The 20,701-nt window shown below is 37.5% G+C and carries 16 protein-coding genes and 5 pseudogenes; 5 read left to right on the forward strand and 16 right to left on the reverse strand.

Annotated features, from left to right (window positions below):
• Positions 1–168: 168 nt before the first annotated feature.
• From F6K06_RS09865 to glpX, 3 genes are all read right to left on the reverse strand, one after another.
• Positions 169–1,473 carry an endonuclease NucS domain-containing protein gene (locus F6K06_RS09865; RefSeq protein ID WP_124146532.1) on the reverse strand — a complete coding sequence of 435 codons (1,305 nt, stop codon included), beginning with the start codon at positions 1,471–1,473 and terminating at the stop codon, positions 169–171.
• A 187-nt stretch (positions 1,474–1,660) separates the two neighbouring features.
• Positions 1,661–2,956 carry a glutamyl-tRNA reductase gene (locus tag F6K06_RS09870; protein ID WP_124146533.1) on the reverse strand — a complete coding sequence of 432 codons (1,296 nt, stop codon included), beginning with the start codon at positions 2,954–2,956 and terminating at the stop codon, positions 1,661–1,663.
• Positions 2,957–3,459: 503 nt separating this feature from the next.
• Positions 3,460–4,497: a class II fructose-bisphosphatase gene (gene glpX / locus F6K06_RS09875; protein WP_124146534.1), complete on the reverse strand. Its 1,038-nt coding sequence runs from the start codon at positions 4,495–4,497 to the stop codon at positions 3,460–3,462.
• Between the two features lie 320 nt (positions 4,498–4,817).
• Between glpX and F6K06_RS09880 the strand changes: the two genes are divergently transcribed.
• Positions 4,818–5,147, forward strand: coding sequence for a co-chaperone YbbN (locus tag F6K06_RS09880; protein WP_124146535.1), 330 nt, complete (start codon positions 4,818–4,820; stop codon positions 5,145–5,147).
• 383 nt (positions 5,148–5,530) lie between these two features.
• On the opposite strand, the gene F6K06_RS09885 is transcribed toward F6K06_RS09880, so the two are convergent.
• From F6K06_RS09885 to F6K06_RS09905, 5 genes and pseudogenes are all read right to left on the reverse strand, one after another.
• The gene (locus F6K06_RS09885; RefSeq protein ID WP_124146536.1) at positions 5,531–5,713 is read right to left on the reverse strand and encodes a hypothetical protein; all 183 of its coding nucleotides are present in this window, start codon (positions 5,711–5,713) and stop codon (positions 5,531–5,533) included.
• A gap of 491 nt (positions 5,714–6,204) precedes the next feature.
• A pseudogene (locus F6K06_RS09890) lies at positions 6,205–6,532 on the reverse strand (IS5 family transposase); the annotation flags it as partial.
• A 188-nt stretch (positions 6,533–6,720) separates the two neighbouring features.
• The gene (locus F6K06_RS09895; protein ID WP_205127487.1) at positions 6,721–6,981 is read right to left on the reverse strand and encodes a transposase family protein; all 261 of its coding nucleotides are present in this window, start codon (positions 6,979–6,981) and stop codon (positions 6,721–6,723) included.
• Positions 6,950–7,261 carry a transposase family protein gene (locus tag F6K06_RS09900; RefSeq protein ID WP_287240857.1) on the reverse strand — a complete coding sequence of 104 codons (312 nt, stop codon included), beginning with the start codon at positions 7,259–7,261 and terminating at the stop codon, positions 6,950–6,952. The genes F6K06_RS09895 and F6K06_RS09900 overlap by 32 nt, the downstream gene beginning before the upstream one ends.
• Before the next feature lie 47 nt (positions 7,262–7,308).
• Positions 7,309–7,614 (reverse strand): annotated as a pseudogene (locus F6K06_RS09905) (transposase family protein); the annotation flags it as partial.
• Positions 7,615–8,179: 565 nt separating this feature from the next.
• On the opposite strand from F6K06_RS09905, the gene F6K06_RS09910 reads away from it, so the two are divergent.
• A complete protein-coding gene (locus F6K06_RS09910; protein ID WP_124146671.1) occupies positions 8,180–8,650 on the forward strand; it encodes a transposase in 471 nt (156 codons plus the stop codon).
• A gap of 135 nt (positions 8,651–8,785) precedes the next feature.
• Positions 8,786–9,397, forward strand: a complete 612-nt coding sequence (locus F6K06_RS09915; protein WP_124146672.1) for a HEAT repeat domain-containing protein — start codon at positions 8,786–8,788, stop codon at positions 9,395–9,397.
• 51 nt (positions 9,398–9,448) lie between these two features.
• Here F6K06_RS09915 and F6K06_RS09920 read toward each other — a convergent pair whose 3' ends face one another.
• The 4 genes and pseudogenes from F6K06_RS09920 to F6K06_RS09935 all read right to left on the reverse strand — a co-directional run.
• Complete coding sequence (locus tag F6K06_RS09920) at positions 9,449–10,318, reverse strand: HEAT repeat domain-containing protein (RefSeq protein ID WP_124146673.1); 870 nt, start codon at positions 10,316–10,318, stop codon at positions 9,449–9,451.
• Between the two features lie 285 nt (positions 10,319–10,603).
• On the reverse strand, positions 10,604–11,863 hold the full coding sequence (locus tag F6K06_RS09925) for a transposase (protein WP_287240853.1): 1,260 nt from the start codon (positions 11,861–11,863) through the stop codon (positions 10,604–10,606).
• Between the two features lie 233 nt (positions 11,864–12,096).
• Positions 12,097–12,891, reverse strand: coding sequence for a phycobilisome rod-core linker polypeptide (locus F6K06_RS09930; protein ID WP_124146675.1), 795 nt, complete (start codon positions 12,889–12,891; stop codon positions 12,097–12,099).
• A gap of 177 nt (positions 12,892–13,068) precedes the next feature.
• A pseudogene (locus F6K06_RS09935) lies at positions 13,069–13,389 on the reverse strand (bleomycin hydrolase); the annotation flags it as partial.
• 1,199 nt (positions 13,390–14,588) lie between these two features.
• Here F6K06_RS09935 and F6K06_RS09940 point away from each other — a divergent pair.
• Entirely contained in the window at positions 14,589–15,083 is a 495-nt protein-coding gene (locus tag F6K06_RS09940; protein ID WP_287240850.1) for a bleomycin hydrolase, read from the forward strand.
• 1,010 nt (positions 15,084–16,093) lie between these two features.
• Here F6K06_RS09940 and F6K06_RS09945 read toward each other — a convergent pair.
• Together F6K06_RS09945 and F6K06_RS09950 are read right to left on the reverse strand one after the other, a co-directional pair.
• A pseudogene (locus F6K06_RS09945) lies at positions 16,094–16,252 on the reverse strand (hypothetical protein); the annotation flags it as partial.
• Positions 16,253–16,516: 264 nt separating this feature from the next.
• Positions 16,517–17,716: an MFS transporter gene (locus F6K06_RS09950; RefSeq protein ID WP_124143327.1), complete on the reverse strand. Its 1,200-nt coding sequence runs from the start codon at positions 17,714–17,716 to the stop codon at positions 16,517–16,519.
• A gap of 386 nt (positions 17,717–18,102) precedes the next feature.
• Here F6K06_RS09950 and F6K06_RS09955 point away from each other — a divergent pair.
• Positions 18,103–18,504, forward strand: a pseudogene (locus tag F6K06_RS09955) (IS1 family transposase); the annotation flags it as partial.
• 42 nt (positions 18,505–18,546) lie between these two features.
• On the opposite strand, the gene clpX reads toward F6K06_RS09955, so the two are convergent.
• Both clpX and clpP read right to left on the reverse strand, forming a co-directional pair.
• Complete coding sequence (gene clpX, locus F6K06_RS09960) at positions 18,547–19,893, reverse strand: ATP-dependent protease ATP-binding subunit ClpX (protein WP_124145364.1); 1,347 nt, start codon at positions 19,891–19,893, stop codon at positions 18,547–18,549.
• Between the two features lie 12 nt (positions 19,894–19,905).
• Positions 19,906–20,592 (reverse strand): ATP-dependent Clp endopeptidase proteolytic subunit ClpP, encoded by a 687-nt coding sequence (gene clpP / locus F6K06_RS09965; protein ID WP_124145365.1) that lies wholly within the window; start codon positions 20,590–20,592, stop codon positions 19,906–19,908.
• Between the last annotated feature and the right edge of the window lie 109 nt (positions 20,593–20,701).

Here is a 20,701-nt window from a genome sequence, read left to right on the forward strand (position 1 = left end):
TAATTTTCCGTGTTTTTTTCCTCAAAAAATCTTCCCTTTTCCCTACTTTTACAAAAAGTCTATATATTTTTCGGAGGTGTCTATTCTGTAGAGATCTGCGATGAAATATTAGCTTTGAGATATGGCATAAATTTATTTCCAAAAAAGGGATTAAGTAAATTAGCTACTTTACTTAATCTTATAATTCCAAGTTTTTAGAGCTAAATCAATATACCAACCTAAATGTATAGGAGTTTTTGTTTTATATGACTCCCACCAAATTCTATCTTCATCAGTAATAGTTTTTGGTGTCACACCTTTTAAAACATACATTAGTAACCAGAATGTCGGATTATTTTGATATGAATTAACAATTTGATTTAATACTTTAGAACTAGATGTTTTAGCTACTCTTTTCCATTCATCTAATTTAACAGGGTCTTGGGTATAACGAAAAGTCACGTTACCTAAATATAAATTCGCTCTACTCCACTTTAATGTACCATCTCTACCATAAGCAGCTACTTCTGAATTAATATCGGGTGTATTTTTATTATTCAAAGTTTCTTTAGTTGATACTAACCACTCAACAACAGAATCATTAGATAAAGAATTACTAGAATTTTTTAAAACAAATCCACATCTTGCTACTGGTTTCTCTGACTTTGTATCTACAGATGTCGGTAACCACAGAAATAAACATAAATCTTTTCCAGGAGTATTAGTAATTTCTGCTAACTTTTTATGATTTTTTCCCTCACCTGTTCCATACAATACTTTTCTATAGCTCGTGCTAACCATTTCTTTAATTTTTGGTTGAACAATTAATTGATTTCGTAACCCTTGAAAATCTTTCTTGTATTTTTGGTCTAGTCTAAAATAAAATTCCCAAGCAAAAGTCGGTAAACTTTTACTATAAGATTCAGAGTTTAAAATTTTTCCTGGGAAGCCAAATATAGGATAAGGAATATCATAAGTTTTTCCTGAAAGATTAAATTGAGCAATATCTTTACCCTGCTCAATATCAATACTAAACTCCCACAGACAAAAATCATTCTCGAATTTAGAAGCTTCTTGATCTGTATAATTATCCTCGTGAAAAGTTGGAGCGATCGCTATTAATTTCACAGGTAATGAATAATCTATTTGTTCTGGAAAAGGCTTTTCTATCAGTAAAGCTTTCCTATACCGAGTAAGCTGAGAGATTAAATTCCTATCCTCTTCATTTTTTAACTCAATTATCACAGGTTGCTTAACTGATTTAATAGAGCATAGTAAATCACATCTTTGCGTATTAATAGTATGCTGACGCTTAATCAAAACTAAGCCTGGTAAAATTTGGTTAAAATTTTCCTCTATATAATTTTCTAAATCTTCTTCTGACTGAAATTTAATTTTGTCATTGATCAAGACTAAATTACGAGTAGACTTTGCTACCTTCTCATCCCGCTTTTTCTCAGCTTCAGTTAAATGCTTGGCTTTTAAATATGGCATAAACTTCTTTATAAGAATCAGAATGTGTAAATTATACTTGTCATGTTACTTACTGTTAAAGAAAAAGATCATAAGATAAGTAAAATGGGAGTTATCAGGACTTACGCATGATTTTTTATTCAATGTAAAGAACAGGCAAAATATAGGGTACGCCACGCACACCCTACTTAACAAACTCAGTCACTAACTAAACAACTTTCCCAGAACTAATTTCTTGTTCTAAATTAAACAAAAGTTGTAAAGTCTGCATCGCATGACGCCTTGCTTCAATATCCTGTTGTGCCCGTAACTGCACCATTGGGTCATGCAAAATCTTATTCACAATACCCCTAGTCAAAGCCTCAATTACCTCTTGATGTTTTTCCGCAAATTCTGAACCTAAACGAGATAAAGCTTTTTCTAATTCCTGCTCCCGAATAGTCTCTATTTTTTGTCGTAAAGAATTAATAGTAGGAACCGTCTCTAAACTTCTCCACCAAACATCAAAAGCTTCTACCTCTTCCTCCAATAAAACCTCAGCCTCCATCGCCATCTGCCGACGACTTTCTTGATTTTGAGCAACAACAGCTTTCAAATCATCCACATTAAAACAACGAACATTTGCCAATTCACTCACATCAGTAGCAATATTACGAGGCACGGAAATATCCACCAACATTAAAGATTGATTAGGAGCTAAAATTCCTTCTAATTTAGCCTTATCTAAAATTGGTTCAGTTGCCCCAGTGCTAGTAAATACCAAATCAGAATTACTAATAACCTGACTCATTTCTGACATAGAATCAACATTTATATTTGCATCTTTAAAACTATTTGCTAAATCCTGAGCGCGTCCGATAGAACGATTAATAATTGATATATTGCTTGCACCTTTAGCTAATAAATGTTGCACCAATAATTTTGACATTTTACCAGCACCAACAATAGCCACTCGGTAATTAGATAAATCCTCTAATTTCATTTGAGCTAATTCCACCGCTGCAGAACTAATAGAAACAGCACCAGTACCAATACTTGTTTCTGTCCGAACCCTTTTTCCAGCAGTTACAGCTTGCTTAAATAAACGATTAAGAATACGCCCAATACCTTTATATTGTTGTCCGAGTTTATGAGTTTGTTTCACCTGAGCTAAAATTTGTCCTTCACCTAATACCAGACTATCTAATCCAGCAGCAACTCGCATTAAGTGCATAATAGAATCTTCATGGAGCAACATAAATAGGTGTGGACGAAGTAAATTTAAAGGTATTTTACTAGAGTCAGAAAGAAACTGAGTTACTTCTCGAATACCAGGCTGCATTTCATTAGTAACTACATAAATTTCTAAACGATTACAGGTACTAAGAATGCCAACTTCTTGAGTATAAGTTCCACCACATAATTGAGTAATGGCATTTTCTATTTGTGTTTCTGGAATACTTAATTTTTCTCGAACTTCAACCGGTGCTGTTTTGTGGCTAAGTCCTACAACTGCGATATTCATGTAATTTTTCTTTTGTTAATTTGTTGTGATTTTTAATTAAATTAAAAAATGAGGTCTAATACCATTTATTCATAAACTTGCACTTAATATTCAGTGTAATAAGGTCTGAAAAACAATTATTAAGCGCATTTTTACAGATAAATGGCCTAAAAAATTTATATTGTTTCAGAAGATCATTAGAATTGTGAAAAAACTGAGGGAGGTTTAATATATGGTTAGTTCTTTTCCGCCTAAATATTTAATTTAAAACCTACCCCCAAAACTTTAATAATTCCCTGGTTATCCTGATTGATATGAGCCATGAATTTTGACTGTTTAGCAGTAATTTTTCAAAGGTCATTTTTCAACAGAGATATTTTGTAATGCCCCATTTACCTAATACTATTTATCTAAGCATTCAGCCATCAGACATTAGCCATAAACTGTACGATAAAATACATCAACTAGCTTGATTAATTAAAAAGCTGAATGTTAACTACTAATAGCTGAATGCTTATCAATTTCTATCTCAGTTCCAGTGTTTTTGATTCTCCAAACATATGCACAGTATCTACGAACCGAGCAGTTTTTGACTGAGAAGAAATAACTAAACTTTGGGTACGAGCACCATTATGGAAGAAACGTACTCCTTCCATCAGAGTGCCAGGAGTAATACCACAAGCTGCAAATAACACTGTTTCTCCAGAAGCTAACTCTTCAGCGTTGTAAACTTTGTCTGGATCTTCAACACCCATATCCTTGAGTCGCTTCATGTTATCTTCTTTGCTTTCTCCAATCAAACCAGTTTTGACAATAGCTGGGTCATAAATCAGTTGTCCTTGGAAATGGCCTCCTAAAGCACGCATAGCTGCTGCAGAAATTACTCCCTCTGGCGCTGCACCAATACCCATTAAAGCATGGATATTTGTTCCAGAAAATGCACAGGAAATTGCTGCAGAAACGTCACCATCACTAATTAGACGAACTCTGGCACCTGCTTGACGAATTTCATTAATTAGGTCTTTATGACGGGGGCGATCCATGACTACAACGACCAATTCGTCAACAGCACGTTCCATGCAGTCTGAAATAATCTTGAGGTTTTCAGTAGCAGATTTGTTTATATCTACATGATTTTTAGCTACTGCTGGTGCTGCTAATTTTTTCATATAAACATCTGGTGCTGCTAATAGACCACCTTTTTCAGAAATAGCTAATACTGCCATAGAACCATTTTGACCATAGGCAACTAGGTTTGTTCCTTCGCAAGGGTCAACTGCTATGTCAATCTCGACTAGCTGTTCTATGTCACAGACCTCACTGGCATTAGGTTGAGTACAAATTCCTACTTGTTCCCCAATGTAGAGCATGGGCGCTTCATCTCGCTCCCCTTCTCCAATCACGATGCGGCCCCGCATATGAATTTGGTTCATGCGTTTCCGCATAGCTTCTACAGCTACTTGGTCTGCAGTATTTTTCTCACCTTTTCCCATCCAACGAGCAGAGGCGATCGCTGCTTGCTCTACTACTTCGATAATTTCTAAACCAATTACGTTATCCACGAATTTTTATCCTCCCAACTGCTGAGGAAAACTTTTTTATTTAGCTCTCCCAGTGTTAAAGTCTATCAGAGCCAGGGTTCAGGTTAGGACTTTGTGCGGAATCTAGGATGTAAAGTTTTATTGCAGATAGTAAACAGTCATTAGTCAAAGAAACAAAGACATAAGTTAAAAATAAGGATTGATATAGGGAAAGCGATGGTTTGGGAAATTTACTAGCTTCAGTTATCTTAAATATTTAGTTTGACCTACTCAAATTCTGATAAAATAAATAGCCACAACATTTGTGAGAAAATGTCAGCAAATTATGGAACGGAAAAAACGTGAGTAGTAACGTTATTGTCATTAATGATTCTCAGTTTGAAACTGAAATCCTCAAGTCAGAAAAGCTTGTATTAGCTTATTTTTGGGCTACTTGGTGTGGCCCATGTAGGCTAATGTCCCCTTTAATGGAAAAAGTGGCCACTGAATATAGCGATCGCCTCAAAGTAGTGAAAATGGAAGTCGATCCTAAGTCTAAAATTGTGAAGCAATATCAGGTGGAAGGAGTCCCTGCCTTTAGACTATTTCGGAATCAAGAATTATTACTCTCCGATGAAGGAGCTATGACAAAACAACAGTTAATAGATAAGTTAGAACCTTATTTAAATTGAATTAGGTCTTTGTTATCTTTAGTAGTTCACAGATTAAACAATTATTTGAAGGAGTGTTTTATGAAAATCAAAACCTTGGTCAGTTCAATTATTAGTATTATATCTGTCCTTGGTTTTGCTATGCCTAATGCTTCAGATGCTGATTCTCGGCAAATCTAAGTCTCCTTTGAAAACATCCCTCCCAATGGAGAAATTGCCTGAAGTTATATCTGGCAAGCTTTCCATCATGGTACTTATGATACCGATGATTTGGGAAATACTACTTCTGCTTTAATTTAGCAAATTGCTGAAGATGAGATTGTTGTACCAGGAAGCTATCAGTGTAAGAAGCTATCAGTGTAAATAGTATAGCAGTCAATTAGTCATAGCAGATAGATTTTATCCTAGGGCGTGTCATCAATTAAAAAATTGACAAGTAGGGGTCTTGTATGTTCTAGGTCGATGGCGATCGCTACGCCAATAAAATGACTGAGGCTGCCTGTAGGAATTCCTCCTAGAAAGTTAACTGAACGTTGATCGTATCTAGTAGCGATATAGCTGCCGCACTTGCTCCGCCAACACTCCATACTGTTTGAGTTTGGCCAAAAAATTTTCTATTCATAGACGTGCTTTGTACAATATTTCATCGTAATTACGGAGTTCACGGGCGGTTTTTTTTGGGAGGAATCACTACTTCTATTCCTCTGTTAGTCAAAGGCGATTGGCACCCGCTCCTGAGCATCATCAGCTTTGTCCCCGCGCTCCCGCTTCCACTTCTACCATTGGTAATAGAACATCTGCCCCATCCAAGTCAGACCCTTGAGCTGGAGTTAAAAAAAATTAGTGGGATTTACCCAGAGCATCTACTACTCCATGTATTTTCGTGCTTAATCCCCCCTGACTACGGCCAATAGAGTTGTTGGGAATTAAGCACAAAAAATGGCTAAAACCCTTATCAGTCAAAGTTTATAGCTATTTTCAAGTGTAAAATCATGAAAGCCTTATACAGTAAGCTTTTGAGCATTTGAAATTTTTATTTCCCAACAACTCTAATATCTTCCTGTTGTGGACTACTGTTTTTTGCTCCGGCACTACGAGTATGAGCACGAACAATAGTGGCATCGATCATGGCATATTCGTGATCTGCATCCTCAGCCTTAGCTTGAAATACTATGCACCCATACCCCTGAACAGCTCCAACGACTAAAACGAGTATGGACAACGCGAAAATCCCCAAATCTTTCTGGCAAGTCTGTCCAAGGAATTCCGGTTCTATACCTATATAAGACAGCTTCCACAAACAGACGGTTGTCTGTTGCTGTCCTCCCTACAGTCCCTTCACGCCCTGGTAATAAATTTTGAATGCGTTCCCATTGATCGTCTCGCAAGCCATAACGTCTAGTCATTTAGAGCAGTCCTATGCATGTTATTCCTGTAGTTATTCTTCACCAGCATACTATATAGCGCTGTGCGCAGGCAACAGCTCATCTGGCAACAGCTCATCTGGGGGAATAAAAGACCGATAATACAAGACTTTTAGCTATTGGACAGTTCTTGTAATTTGTAAATATGCCAGCGCACATTGCTATACCTTTTATGTCAACCTCTTTATAAGTTCCAGCCATCCAGTTGCTGTGAACATTAATTTGTCATCAAAATTACTCTTGTGATTACGATCAATCTGGCTAACTGCACCATAACGTTTAACACCGGCGAAAGCGTTTTCACATATTACCCTTGATTGACTCAAATTTCTGTTTTCTAACTTTTGCTGTTCAGTTAGTTCTCCTGCTTTTGGTTTTTTATGGGGGATGCGGATATTTTCATACTGGCGAGTGCAGACCTTGAAAACCACTATCTACTTCAATTGGAATTTCTAAAGGTATATTACCAATAACCTTTTGCTGGTCATGGAACTTTTGATCATGTAACTTCCCTTCTCGAGCCTGAGTTAATATTAGCACTCGCTTGTTTTGGTCTACTGCTGCTAGATGTTTGCGAGTGTGACGTTTTTTTTTCCCGAATAATTCAGTTTTTGTTTTTCTGGGTGAGTTGGTCGCTGCACTGGTCGTTTTGTGCCATCCATAATTACTCGTTCTACTCCAGGGAAACGCTCTATAAATACTTGGACACAATTAATTTGACGCTCTGGTAGTACTTTTTTTTCTCCCAGGGTGGCTTCTAAAATAGGTTGTAAACGATGAACCCAATGATGTGCCTGGCTGCGATCAATATCAAACAAGATGCTGGCCACATCAAAGGTTGGATAACATTTAAAGTAGAAGAGAATGTAGAATAATTTGTCTTGAGTGGTGCGTAAACGAGCCTTACGACCTCCTCCAACAGAGCGTTGACCAGGTTTCAAGAGCAATGTTTGCTCATACATTTGATTAAAGGACTTCAACAAAGTGTAATCTGCTTTACAGTTTAATCCTGTTAATGCTCTGAGTAACCTGTCTTGTTTTAAGGCTCGTTCAATATTTAGCATTTTTATGGGCCAATTTCTGCTTGAATCATTTTACCTTATTTCCCAACAACTCTAATAATCATCATGATCATCGGAAACCAAAACAATGGAAGGCTCAAAGAAAATAATGTTAAAAATCTTTGTATATGTTTTCGACGACTTTCATATGTGATCGCTAAAGGAAAACAACCAGAAATACCTTTCTATTTTGACAGTTTTCTGTACCGTTAATCACCAAACTAAAATTTTTAAAGCTTGGACTTGAGTATCACTCCAGGATTGTTTAAAATATAACTCATACAATGATAAAAATTGCATTTGGTTGGTCTATTTATGTAAGTGGATCGACTTTTTCTACCATAAAATGTGAGTGATGGCTACCATCAACAATTGAGATAAAAATCAACTTGAATTGGGGGAGAAGGGATTGGTAGGCTCCACGTGCCAACCCCTTCTCTAAAAATGATGATCATTATTATTGAGGAAAAATTCAGATTTTATACAGAGGTATAATCATTGAAACTATTGCCCCACAATAGTTTTGAGGTGCTTGTCACCCCCTGAGATCAAAAGGTGAGTTACTGGTGTGGGTACAGGGCGTATAAACTGCGCGGGAGACCCAGTCCCTCATGAGTCGAGATTAGGCTTAATCACATTATGGGCAAGAAAACTGACATCTAGAGGAGTCCAACCTGTAGCAATAGAGCAATGGTGCTTCGATTATCTCTGGTTATATGGCTTAGTCGAGCCTGAAACTGGAGAAAGCTTTTTTGCAGAATTTTCTCATGTAGATGGGGTTTGCTTTCAGCAGTACCTGAAGTGGTTTGCTCAAAACTATCCAGCCGAACTACATATAATTCAACTAGATAATGGACGGTTACATACTTGGTCAAAATTAGAAATTCCTGAGAATGTTATCCTTTTATTTAAACCTCCCTACAGTCCACGAGTTAATCCGATTGAAAAATTATGCAAAAAAATTAAAAAGCAATTGAAGTGGGAACTGTTTGAGAACCTTGACAGTTTAAGGAACCTAATATCTCAAGTCTTACAGTAGTTAACTCCACAAACCATTAAATCCGTGACGGGATGGGACTTTATTTTAGAAGCTTTATCTGTAGCATAATTTTTCGTATTTCATATTACAATCAATTAAGGTATACTTATAATTTGTCAAACTACTCATAAAGTGATGACACAATCCTCTTTATTTGAGAAACTAAAACACCCTAACCCTCACTTGCGTGATCGAGCAATGTGGGAAATAGTCGAAACTTGTGATGAAACTACCATTCCTAACTTGATGGAAGTTTTGGCAGAAGAAGATACCGTCTATCGACGGGCAGCAGTTAAAGCACTCGGAGCGATCGGGACAGATACTGTGCCATTTTTAGTCGATTCGTTGCTCAACAGTGATAATTCAACAATTAGGAGCAGTTGTGCTAAAGCTCTAGCTCAGGTAGCTATTAACTATAAGAATGTTCCTTTCCCATCTGAAGGAATTGAAGGCTTAAAAAAAGGACTCAGCGATACCAATCCCGTTGTTCATATTGCCTCAGCAATGGCTTTAGGAGTCATTGGTGTGCCTGCTTTAGATAGCTTGTTGGAAGTCCTAGATGGAACTGAGAACTTAGGCTTGGCAGTGGCAATTCTCAATGCTGTTAGCTCTATTAATGACGAACGCTCTAAAGCAGTCTTAACCAAATTAGCCAATGATGCCTCTGCTGACACCTATGTACGGGAGACAGCCATCAGTGCTTTATCCCGCTTGGATATGTTGAATTTCAAACCTAACCGAAGTTAAAAAGGCTAAAGCTACTGTGCTTCAGCCAGGTTAAGCTTATTTAATATTTAGCTATTCCCAATCGTTTTCTGATGATTGCCTCTCTAGTTGAGTAATTGCCAATTTAATAATCTGCTTAATATCTGCTTCTGATTCCTGTTCCCATGCTGTTTGTAAGGGAACTAATGCACTATCGGAACGAATTTTCATCAAAGATAGAGCTGCTGCCTTGCGAGTTTCACCGCTAGTAGGATGATTCAGTAACTCTATCAAATAGGGAGCTGCTGGTTTATAAGCCAAATTTCCCAGGACGGCTGCTGCTTCAGTGCGTACTATTTCAGACGAATCTCTTAGGGCAGTCAATAAAATATTCAGAGCCTCTTCCTCCCCTGAATCTTGGGCAATTTTGGCGATCGCCCCTACCACAGCAGCCCTAACTGCGACTTTTTCAGAATGAATCTCCCGATATAGATACTCTTTTGCTTCAGGTCCAATAAATGCCAAAGCCCAAGCTGCATGACCTTTGGTACTTTCTGGATACTCTGTTGACCCTAAAATGTCCAACAATGGAGGTACAGCAGCTTTTCCTATCCTGGCTAGGGCACCAACTGACGATCCTTTAACCACTGTATCTTCATCATTGAGGAGAGCATGGACTAAGGGAGAAACTGTTTCTGGGTCAGCAATCAGGGTGAGGGTTTTGGCACTAGCTCTGCGTACTACAGGATCGGGGTGATTTCCGAGAGCCTCTATCAAGAAAGGAGTAGCTGGTTTGCCAATTTGTCCGAGGGTCTCAGCAAAGCCTAAGCGCACCATTCCCCGTGAATCTCCCAGACACTCTACCATAAGTTTTAGGCGTTGACTGTCGTTGGGGTCAAAGGTTTGTTGGACTACTTCTTTTCTAGCAGAGGCCAGAAAAGCATCTGTTTCTTCTGGAGACATAAAAAAACGGCGTTGATAAATTAGTGTATGATATTAATCTTAATTCTTTAGGAGTCAGGAGTCATATCATGTCCGGTTGAATACTTATTCTTTGGTGGAAGGAAGGCAGAAGGTTTTCTTTCAATAGAGGAGGTAGTCGGATATATTTATCCCTTTATTTTTTTGCCATAGTTACCCCAAAATACTAACTTTTTGGTCGCTCAAGCTTAAAAAGCTGCACTTTTTTTCTTTCTAAAAAGGCACTTACCTTTATCTGTAAATGCTCTTAGATTTAATCAGCAAACCCTAATAAAAATACAGTGACATCTCCCACACGCTCGCTGACGCTATAGTGTGGGCTTCTCGTTTCGTAGCCCCGGTATCCCGTCGGGCTCCACGAGCTTTAAAGACGGAATGCCCTACCGCCCTATTTTTTATATTTATCGCCGCATTTAAGTCGCGGTCTATGACAATGCCGCAATGCGGACAACAATGAGTTCGTATGTTTAATTCTTTCTTGACTTTTTTTCCACAGTTTGAGCAATCTTGGCTAGTATTTTTGGGGTTCACTGCTATAATCTTCTGTCCAGCATTTCCGGCTTTGACAGTCAAAATAGTTAGGAATTTACCCCATCCAGCATCGTTAATTGATTTACTCAAACGAGTTTTTGCTAGCCCTTTAATATTTAAGTTTTTATAAGCGATAACATCCGCTTTTGATAATAATTCATTGGCTGTTTTGAAGTGGAAATCTTTACGTTTATCGGCAATTTTTTTATGTTGTTTAGCTACAGTTTTTACAGCCTTTAACCACCTTTTACTTCCTTTTTTCTTTCGAGATAAACGTTTTTGTAGAGTCTTTAATCGCTGCTGAGATTTTCTATAGTATTGAGGTATAGGAACTGATTCTCCTTCACTTGTGACTAAGAATTCCTTCAATCCCATATCAATTCCCAGAGTGTTTTTTAATGTTGGTTCCACTTTAGTTGTTAAAGCTGGAACTGATTTGTCTTCTAGGGATAAAGTAATATAATAACCATCTGCTTTACGACTAATCGTCACTGTTTTAATTTGAAAACCATCAGGTAAAGGTCGATGTTGAATAAATTTGATATTGCCTATTTTGGGCAAGTTTATTTTGTTTTCTTCTATGCAGTTTTGCTTGATTTGAGGATAAGTAAAACTACGATAACGTCCTTTTCCTTTGAACCTTGGTTTTCCTAATTTATGTCCATTTTTGTCTGTCTTAAACCATCTGTCAAAGGCAAGTTTTACCCGTTTTATACAATCCTGTAAAACCTGAGAATGAATTAGCTTGTATTCCGGAAACTTGTCTTTGGTATTGACCAAATCTTTTTTTTGAGAGTAATAATCTGGATTATCTCTGAGTTGAGGGATTGGCATCACCAAGGGACAAGCGTTAACTGGACAACGGTTTTCTGACCACCATGAGAATCTTTCACCCAGCCTATAATTGTACTGCCGACGCAACAATTCCAACCACATTTCTATGACTGCGGTTTGTTCTTTGTTGGGTCTTAATTTATATTGGTAGGCAGTGCGCATAGTGGAAAATTTTTGAAGCTACATAAGATAATAACACAAGTTTTTTAAGGCGACAACTTGCGGATAATATTTGTAAATTGAATGGGCATTGAACCCATTCAATTTACCGCCGAGAAGCCTCACGCCATAATCTTCGATTTGGCGTGAGGCTTCTCGGCGGTCTAGCTAAAAAAACCCGCGCTGTAATACTTACGCAGTACACAGCCGGGATTAAGTAAAAAAAACGAGAGACATTAAGCGACTTCGCTAATACTGATAATTTTTCCGCCTGTTTTCTGGATATTTTGAAGTATCTTAGACATTTGGCTGTAGTTGACTACGCATTCTTGACGACTGAGCTTGCCCAATCTAGCAGGAGATCGAGAGGTAGAAAATGCTATTGTGAAGCGCTTTTCTGTATTACCATAAGAAGCTCCATTGCCGATTGCCAGTGGCTTTATCGGAGTTGGTAAATTAGCAGCCACAGAAGAAATTAATTGGGCGCGTTTATCGCTATCGTTAGTTGCAGAGCCGCGTAATAGAGAAAACATCCGGTTGAATGCTTCGTTTTTCAGTCCAACAACTGAACGAATACTGCGTGGATAGGGTACAATATTATCGCCAAAATTTTGAATATACTCGTCACTATCAATGTACGAGTTAATCTCAGTTTCGTATCCTTGTTCGTTATAAATCTGAACGTGCTCAGAAATTTCCTCTTGAGCTTGAGGAGGACGACCCAATAAATGCTTAAAATTTAACTCAATAAAGCGGTACTGAGACGAAGAGTGAAAAAAGAGTGATTGATAAAGACTTGATTGAGCCACACTCCTAACAAATTCACGGACTGTAATGTCGCCATTACGCAGTAGAGACTCAGCACTAGAGAGGCGATCGCCTTCCATGAGATACTGGTTTCCTAGTACCTGCTTATAAACTGCCCTGATGAGCTGTTCTAGCTCTCCTTCTGTGGTATTAGGACGGAGTTCTAGTGGGTCAACTTCAAAGGCATCCAAACCTAGAGTCGCTGATGTGCTTAATTTTCCCATTACTTTATTTTCTAAAGACCTGATGTTGATATTCTTAAAATTATGTTCGCTCTTAAGGCAGCGTAGTTAGCCTGCAGTAGGAGTAGTTAGCTCAATGAGTTCAAACCTCTAAACCCATAGCTTCTAACCCTTACAAGCAGACTAACCTTTATATCGCAATACTTTCAATAAAGAGTATTAGGACATGGAATTGATTAAGTAATCAAGATATCCATTGTATTCCCCTAAGGCTTGAGGAGACAGATCGCGAGGAGCGCAACCCCGATTCCGAAGGAAGCTTAACCCAGTAACGTAAGTATCAGTACCAATTCCAAGAGCGCGGTATACTTCCCGTGCTCCAGCAATTCCCCACTCATCAAGAGGACCTGTACCACCAACAATTAGACAGTAATTAATTAAGCGCAAGTAGTGAACGATATCCCGCTTGCACTTATTTTTCTGAGTTTCGGCATCCATATCCCGACCACTGCCACTAGGGAATTTGCTATAAATAGCATCAACCTGAGTCAGCGCTAGTTACGGTTCTGGAAAAAGCGTCAAGCATTGAATTCTCCTTAGTCAAGCTAATTCTAAAATATATGACTTAAATATAGTCACTGATATAAGTATATAAAGCACTAGCAGTTTAAAATCTCATATATGAGAAACAAATTAATAAAACTTTATTTAGAATAATATTATGTCTGCGCTTTATCGTTTGTTTACACCTAACTTGATACAATAAATTGTTTTGTATTTAAACCATATATCCAATTTTTGTCAAAGGGACAGTGCGGCCCCGCAGGGTGTGACAGATTTCATTAATGGATAATTACCCCTGGTTAAAACCGTTCTTGATTGAATATAAGGAAATATAGAATTTAAATAATTTTTAGCCGATCAATAAACTATCAGGACTTAAAAGTTAATTTTTATTACTTTTTTCCTTGATTCCTTGACAAATTTGCAGATTGAAGAAGGAGACAGGAGACAGGAGACAGGAGGAAAATTACATGGGGATTCTCACCCCAAGTAATTTTGAACACCGTGTAGACGGTGGGGTATTAAACCCACAAAGAAAATGATAAAATATGTAACTTCATGAGAAATCTCTATTGCTTTAGGCTATAGAGAGTATCGAAAACTAAAGATGTTAAAAAAACAACTTTCTCAAAATAACTTGGAGAATTTTTATGAACACATAACCTCTGAATAAGAGCTTGATGGAAATTAATCTAAGAGATTATTCAGAATATTAGTTTTGTTAAGTACCTAAGCAAAATTATTTACCTATCCCAATTCTCTGCGATCTTTAGAAGTTCAATAATTCAGATTGTATAGATGTGTAATTAATTTTGCGCGACCACTTAAAAATCAATGTCTAGGCCGACTATTTCTGTCAAAAAACTGAAATTTTAATTTATTTCATAATAAAAAACTATATTTATTTTATGGTAGATTCAATCACAAATAATAACATAATTAGGTAGTTATTTTACATGGCTATATATATGAGATTTAAGAGAAAATATGATTTTATTTAGTCTATAAAAAAACTGAAGTATTTTGATATAATATCTCTACAAAAGCTTTAGAAGTAGTTGAAGTATAGATTAGGTGATGAGAAGAAATTATAGCTGTAGTTTATCTCGTTTTTTTCTATTTACTATTCATTTATTCTCTCCTAATTTTTGCTTCATTTGCGATAAAAAAAAATAATGAAGTCATTTATTTCAACTGTAATTACTGCTGCTGACATAGCAGAGCGTTTTCCTAACTACTCCGATCTAGAGTGCATTCGAGGCGGTCTACAACGTACTTATGCTCGTATGGAAGCAGCAGAAAAACTCGCTACTCGTATTGATGCTGTGACAAAAGAAGCTAGTGAATGGGTATTTAGAAAATACCCCGATCTTACCAAACCTGGCGGACCTTGTGATTCTCAAATTAAGATCGAAAAATGTTATCGTGACCTAAGTCATTATCTGAGACTAATTAATTATTGTTTAGTAGTTGGTAGTACTGCTCCTCTGGATGATTGGGGTATTACTGGCCAGCGCGAAGTTTACCGCGCCCTCAATTTGCCTACTGCGCCTTATGTTAGCGCACTTCAATATACACGGAATCGTGCTTGTTCCCCCAGAGATATGTCTCCTCAAGCTTTAGCAGAATTTTGGGTTTATCTAGATTATTTAATTGATTCCTTCTCCTAACCAGTGTCGCTGCATAAATACTGTGGTGACTACAAATGATGATCGGGAGATGGGGAGATAATATAATACCAATTTGATAAATGTTTGCTACAAATGGTTAGGCTATTTCTTAGGAGTCAGGAGTCAGGATCCGTATGGGAATTGCTTCAATACCAGTTTTTAGCTCGGAAATCATCCTTTTTGTCAAAGGGAATATCCTGCATTTGTCTTTTTATTCCTCTTACTATTCGTAACATTCTTTTTTCAAATTGGTATAACTACTAGACATAGGCGTGATAATAAAAAATCAAATCAATTCTCACACATAAATTATCAATTATTTCCCCTCCTGGGAGGGGGAGGGGCTAGGGGTGGGTTCCCTACTGCCTACAGCAAAGCTGCCTACTCCCTCTTTTGGAGGAGATGTCTACTGGGGTTGCATATTATGGAATGATACTGCAAAAAATTGGTTTATACTTTGACTAAAAAAATCTAATATTAATCATTCTTAGCAATTCTTAAATCCAAAATCAAAATCAATCAAAAATATCAAATCACTGGTCACTTTGCAATGCCTAATTATAGCAAATTCGATGATTATAGGGTAGTTATCTAAGTGTCCAAATCTTGATCGAGAAGGGTTTTTATTTTTGTTAATATCTCCTTATTACAGCGGATTTGATATTACTTGTATCGAACTCGAAGCAAAGGGCACGGACATATCAAAAGCATAAAACTCAGACAACGCCAGATTTTTTCCTTCTTCCTTGTGCTATTTTTCATATAAAATTGCTATTTTACTCTCTCGTTCAACTTTAAGCTTTTGTAAAATAAATGTGGCATTATTTTTTGTTTTTAACATGAACTTATTCCAGTAATAATATTTTTGTTAAAAACACTAAATATTTTGATGTTTAAAAAAATAATAATTAAGCTTTTTAAACACATTTAACCTCAATAAATAACCCTGTCAAAAATAATGGAAGAGGTTCATAAAACCATGTCCGAATGATTAAGTATAATGTAAGGATTCAGGTATGCAAAATAGGAATAAGAGAAAGAGTTGATGAGGGATCGCCTACAACGCTGTCCACTAGAGACTGTTCAAAGAATTCAATCACAGAACGCCCCTGGCGACGACAGGTTTGTACCACAGTTAATAAATTAGCTGTGTGTTGAAATCTTTCCATNTACATATAATTCCACTCCATCAAAACCCATCTCTGAAATAATATTGGCAGTTTTTTCTAATTTATTATGACCAAATATCCAGGTAGTAACGCCGATTTTTCTCTGTATACTTATACTCATTTTATTGCTAAATATATGAAAAAATACTCAAAGTATTTGCTTAACTTCTACTACATTTTTGAACATTGAAGCACAAGAACAACGAGCTTAAATTGTCCACTAAAGGTAATAAAGCTGATAGCTGAATGCCGACCGCTGAATGCTTATTCAATAGTCACAAAAAGTTTACTAATTAACCCCAAACTCAAAACAGAAAAACCAGCCGCAGCATAAAAAACTCCAGCCATTCCCCAAATTCCAAAAGCAACTCCAGCTAACAACGGACCTAATGCTTGTCCTGTAGATAAAACCGTAGCATTAACAGCCATAAAACCAGCGCGATAATCTGGAGGAGCGAGTTTTCCTAACAATGCCTGAGTAGCAGGATAACACATTCCATGAGCAGCTCCAAACAAAATACTAGGGATTAATAATAACCACATACTTTGTAGGAATGGAGTAACTATTACTGCCAAAGTATAAAGTACAAATGAAATTTTAATTAGGGTAAACTCTGATATAGATTGGGAAAATAATGCTACCTGAGAAGACACAAATGCTAAAGATAGCGCCATAGTTGCTAAAATAATTCCAATTGCCACATTAGAACCTGCAAAAATATCTGCAGCTAAAATCGGAATATAAGTAAAATAAGCACCAAATAGTAATATAAATAAAGCAACTACTGCAAACAACAATCCTAATACCTGCCTATTATTAACACTATGCCAAATATTTCTTAAATATACTCTCAAACGGAATTTTGGTGTTTTTTTAAAGGAGGGTAATTCTAGGAAAAAAATAACAGCAAGTACAACTGGAACTGCGAGCAATGGCAGTAAAAAAGGATAGCGCCATCCCCATGTTGCTAACCATCCAGTTATTAGAGGATACACTGTCAAACTTATACCAATCATACTAGCGTTGAATGCCATTGCTGATGTTAAACTTTTGCCTGCATACAAATCGCTGATTAATGTAAGTGCGAGGAATTCTAAACTAGCAGCTCCTACACCCTGGAGAAACCGCAATTCTAGCAATGTGCGAAAATTGGGAGCAAAACTGCAAGCAACTCCGGCGATGGCAAATAATAATAATGAGGGAATGAGTATTTGTTTTCTCCCAAAGCGATCTGCTAATACTCCTAAGATGGGAGTTCCAATGGCGATGGGTACAACAAATGCTGTAATCACTAATCCTATTTTTTCTGGAGGAATTTGCAGTGCTGATGCCATTGTTGGCAATACTGGTCCAATACTACCTGCTGAACCTAAGACTGCTATCAATGTTATCCCAATGATGATTTGCAGGTTTCTGTCTAAGTAAATTTTTGTACTGTGACTCAGAAATTTACTGTTTTCCATTGCTCGACCTTTTTTACAGTTGTCAGTGCATTAATGTAGTGGACTGACACAGCTAAAATGTTGCAATAAGTGTAGGTTAGGTTGAGGTGCTCACACCAATTATGCCACGGATATAGGGATTAATAGCTATAACGTAGCAAGATCCCGTCAGAGTAACCCAACAACAATTTTGCTCCCCATCTCTCCATATCCCCTAGGGACGTTCCATGGAACGTCCCTACCATAATGCACTATTTTAGCTGAAACAGTCCATTTGAATTTCGTTAGTATCAAAGTTTTGAGTCTACAAAGTCTTAATGCATGAATTTTAAATTTTGACTTTTGACTTCTGTTGAGGAGAAGTAGAGTTAGATTCCTCCATAATTGCAGTTGAGACTGCAACTTTCCTGGTAGAGTTAGATTCCTTTGTCGGAAAAAAAATCAAATCTGGCACAGGAGCTGCTGTAGACAATTTTCCAGCGGGTATTTTAGGCTTGTTGTAGGTGACCATAGTGCAGAAACATTTATGGTATGATGGCAGACTATTTTCTGGTGGCAATGTTACTTTTGGGTGAGGGATGGTAATCCAGTTTATACTAAATTTATTCCGGCAGGAGATCAGATTGTGAGCAAGACTTACATGACTGGTGTAGAGGGAGAAAATACACGCGCTACGTCATTACTGAGCTATGTTAGATGGCAAAACCTTGTGCTATTCCAAGTCTGTTGAAATGTTAAAGCACTCAATTCGACTACTGATTTATTACCTTAAGTTTAAAGAGGTCCCTGTTCCCACCCTGTCCCTATAATTCATCTTTTAATCTGACAACGCCTGAAATGCCGATCGCTAGTTAAGCAGACTCAGGTTTTGGCAACGATGATGGATGCACTAATAACTCTGCAGTCGATCGCTTCTCTACCATTTCCTTAGTAATAGTACACCGAGTCACATCCTTGCGCGAAGGTAATTCATACATCACATCCAACATCAACTCCTCCACAATACCCCGCAACGCTCGTGCTCCGGTCTTTCTCCTAAATGCTTCCTTCGCGATCGCTCGAATTGCCTCTTCCTCAAACTCCAACTGTACATTATCCATCTGCAACAACTTTTGATATTGCTTCACCAAAGCATTCTGAGGTTTTGTCAAAATTGCCATCAGAGTCTCCTCATCCAGAGGTTCAACTACCGCCACCATTGGTATTCGCCCAATTAACTCTGGAATTAAACCAAACTTCACCAAGTCATTCGGTTCCATTTGCTTCATTAAATCTACAACTTTTCGATCCTTGGACTCCTTTTCTCCTACTTGCTGAACAAAGCCCATTGACTTTTTGCCGTTTCTCTGTTCTACTATTTTATCTAAACCAACAAAAGCCCCACCACATATAAATAAAATATTGCTCGTGTCAATCTGAATACAATCTTGATAGGGATGTTTCCGACCACCTTGAGGCGGGACATTAGCAACAGTCCCCTCCAACATTTTTAATAAAGCCTGCTGTACCCCCTCTCCAGAAACATCTCTTGTTATCGAAGGGTTCTCACTCTTGCGAGCTATCTTATCTATCTCATCTATATATATAATACCCCGTTGTGCTTCCTCTACCTCTAAATCTGCCACTTGCAGAAGTCGCAGCAAAATATTCTCCACATCTTCCCCAACATATCCAGCTTCTGTTAATGTTGTCGCATCTGCCACAGCAAATGGTACATCCAATAATTCTGCCAAAGTTTGAGCCAACAATGTCTTACCACAACCAGTCGGCCCAATCAATAAAATATTAGATTTTTGTAATTCCACCTCATCTGGAGAAGACTTGCCACTTTTTTTGGCTTCTACAAAGGTCAGACGTTTATAGTGGTTATAAACTGCCACTGACAAAACCTTCTTACCTTCCTCCTGACCAATAACATGAGTATCCAGATAATTCTTAATTTCTCTAGGTTTAGGAAGTTGGGCAACTGACACTCTTTTGGCAGTACTACTTCGCTTTTGAGTAGGGGTTGTTGGTCTTGGCGTTGGAGATTGTGGCCCTGTTGTGTTAGAGTCAAAAAGCTCCTCATCTAAAATCTCATTGCACAACTCTACACATTCATCACAAATATAAACTCCAGGACCTGCTATTAACTTACGGACCTGTTCCTGAGACTTGCCACAAAATGAACATTTTAGATGGGAGTCGTATTTAGACATAACTTCCTCTTATTACATTGCGGGAACAGACTCTCCTGGTACAGGAAGATTCTGTTTAGTAATCACTTGATCGACCAAGCCATAATTTTTGGCCTCTTCTGCGGACATAAAGAAGTCGCGGTCTGTATCAACTTCTATTTTTTCTAGAGGTTGACCTGTATGAGCTGATAAAAGTTCATTCAGCTTACGTTTATGATATAAGATTTCTTTAGCCTGGATCTCAATATCTACTGCTTGACCTTGAGCCCCACCTAGAGGCTGGTGAATCATTATTCTAGAACTAGGAAGGGACATTCTTTTACCTTTTGTCCCACCAGAAAGAAGAAAAGCTCCCATACTTGCAGCTAAACCATAACAAATTGTTACTACATCAGGCCGTACCTGCTGCATGGTGTCGTATATAGCCATTCCAGCAGTAACAGACCCTCCAGGGGAGTTGATATAGAGTTGAATATCTTTTTCTGGGTCTTCAGCATCCAGGAATAGCATCTGAGCAGTAATGGTATTAGCTACATTATCGTCTACTGGGGTCCCCAAAAAAATTATTCTTTCTCTAAGGAGCCGTGAGTAGAGGTCAAAAGCTCTTTCTCCCATCCCTGATTGTTCAACTACCATAGGAACAATGTTACTAGGACCGGAGTAAACTTGTAACTTATTATAGATATTAACTAAATCATCAGAATATTGAGATATAACCATAGTCCATCAGTTTATATATAAACAAATTTTGTTTTGACTTGCTCATTTTTGATTCGTATCAATCCAAGCTGAATATTATTATGACTTAGCTTTACTAATATTGGTAGTT

Source organism: Okeania sp. SIO1H4 (assembly GCF_010672695.1).
Classification (GTDB): domain Bacteria; phylum Cyanobacteriota; class Cyanobacteriia; order Cyanobacteriales; family Microcoleaceae; genus Okeania; species Okeania hirsuta.

Coding starts and splice junctions, on each gene's coding strand:
- F6K06_RS09930 (WP_124146675.1), bottom strand. CDS start 12,891: ATGGGAAAATTAAGCACATCAGCGACTCTAGGTTTGGATGCCTTTGAA.
- F6K06_RS09940 (WP_287240850.1), top strand. CDS start 14,589: ATGAAGTCATTTATTTCAACTGTAATTACTGCTGCTGACATAGCAGAG.
- F6K06_RS09915 (WP_124146672.1), top strand. CDS start 8,786: ATGACACAATCCTCTTTATTTGAGAAACTAAAACACCCTAACCCTCAC.
- F6K06_RS09920 (WP_124146673.1), bottom strand. CDS start 10,318: ATGTCTCCAGAAGAAACAGATGCTTTTCTGGCCTCTGCTAGAAAAGAA.
- F6K06_RS09950 (WP_124143327.1), bottom strand. CDS start 17,716: ATGGAAAACAGTAAATTTCTGAGTCACAGTACAAAAATTTACTTAGAC.
- clpX (WP_124145364.1), bottom strand. CDS start 19,893: ATGTCTAAATACGACTCCCATCTAAAATGTTCATTTTGTGGCAAGTCT.
- F6K06_RS09870 (WP_124146533.1), bottom strand. CDS start 2,956: ATGAATATCGCAGTTGTAGGACTTAGCCACAAAACAGCACCGGTTGAA.
- F6K06_RS09885 (WP_124146536.1), bottom strand. CDS start 5,713: ATGGAGTGTTGGCGGAGCAAGTGCGGCAGCTATATCGCTACTAGATAC.
- F6K06_RS09925 (WP_287240853.1), bottom strand. CDS start 11,863: ATGCGCACTGCCTACCAATATAAATTAAGACCCAACAAAGAACAAACC.
- F6K06_RS09865 (WP_124146532.1), bottom strand. CDS start 1,473: ATGCCATATTTAAAAGCCAAGCATTTAACTGAAGCTGAGAAAAAGCGG.
- clpP (WP_124145365.1), bottom strand. CDS start 20,592: ATGGTTATATCTCAATATTCTGATGATTTAGTTAATATCTATAATAAG.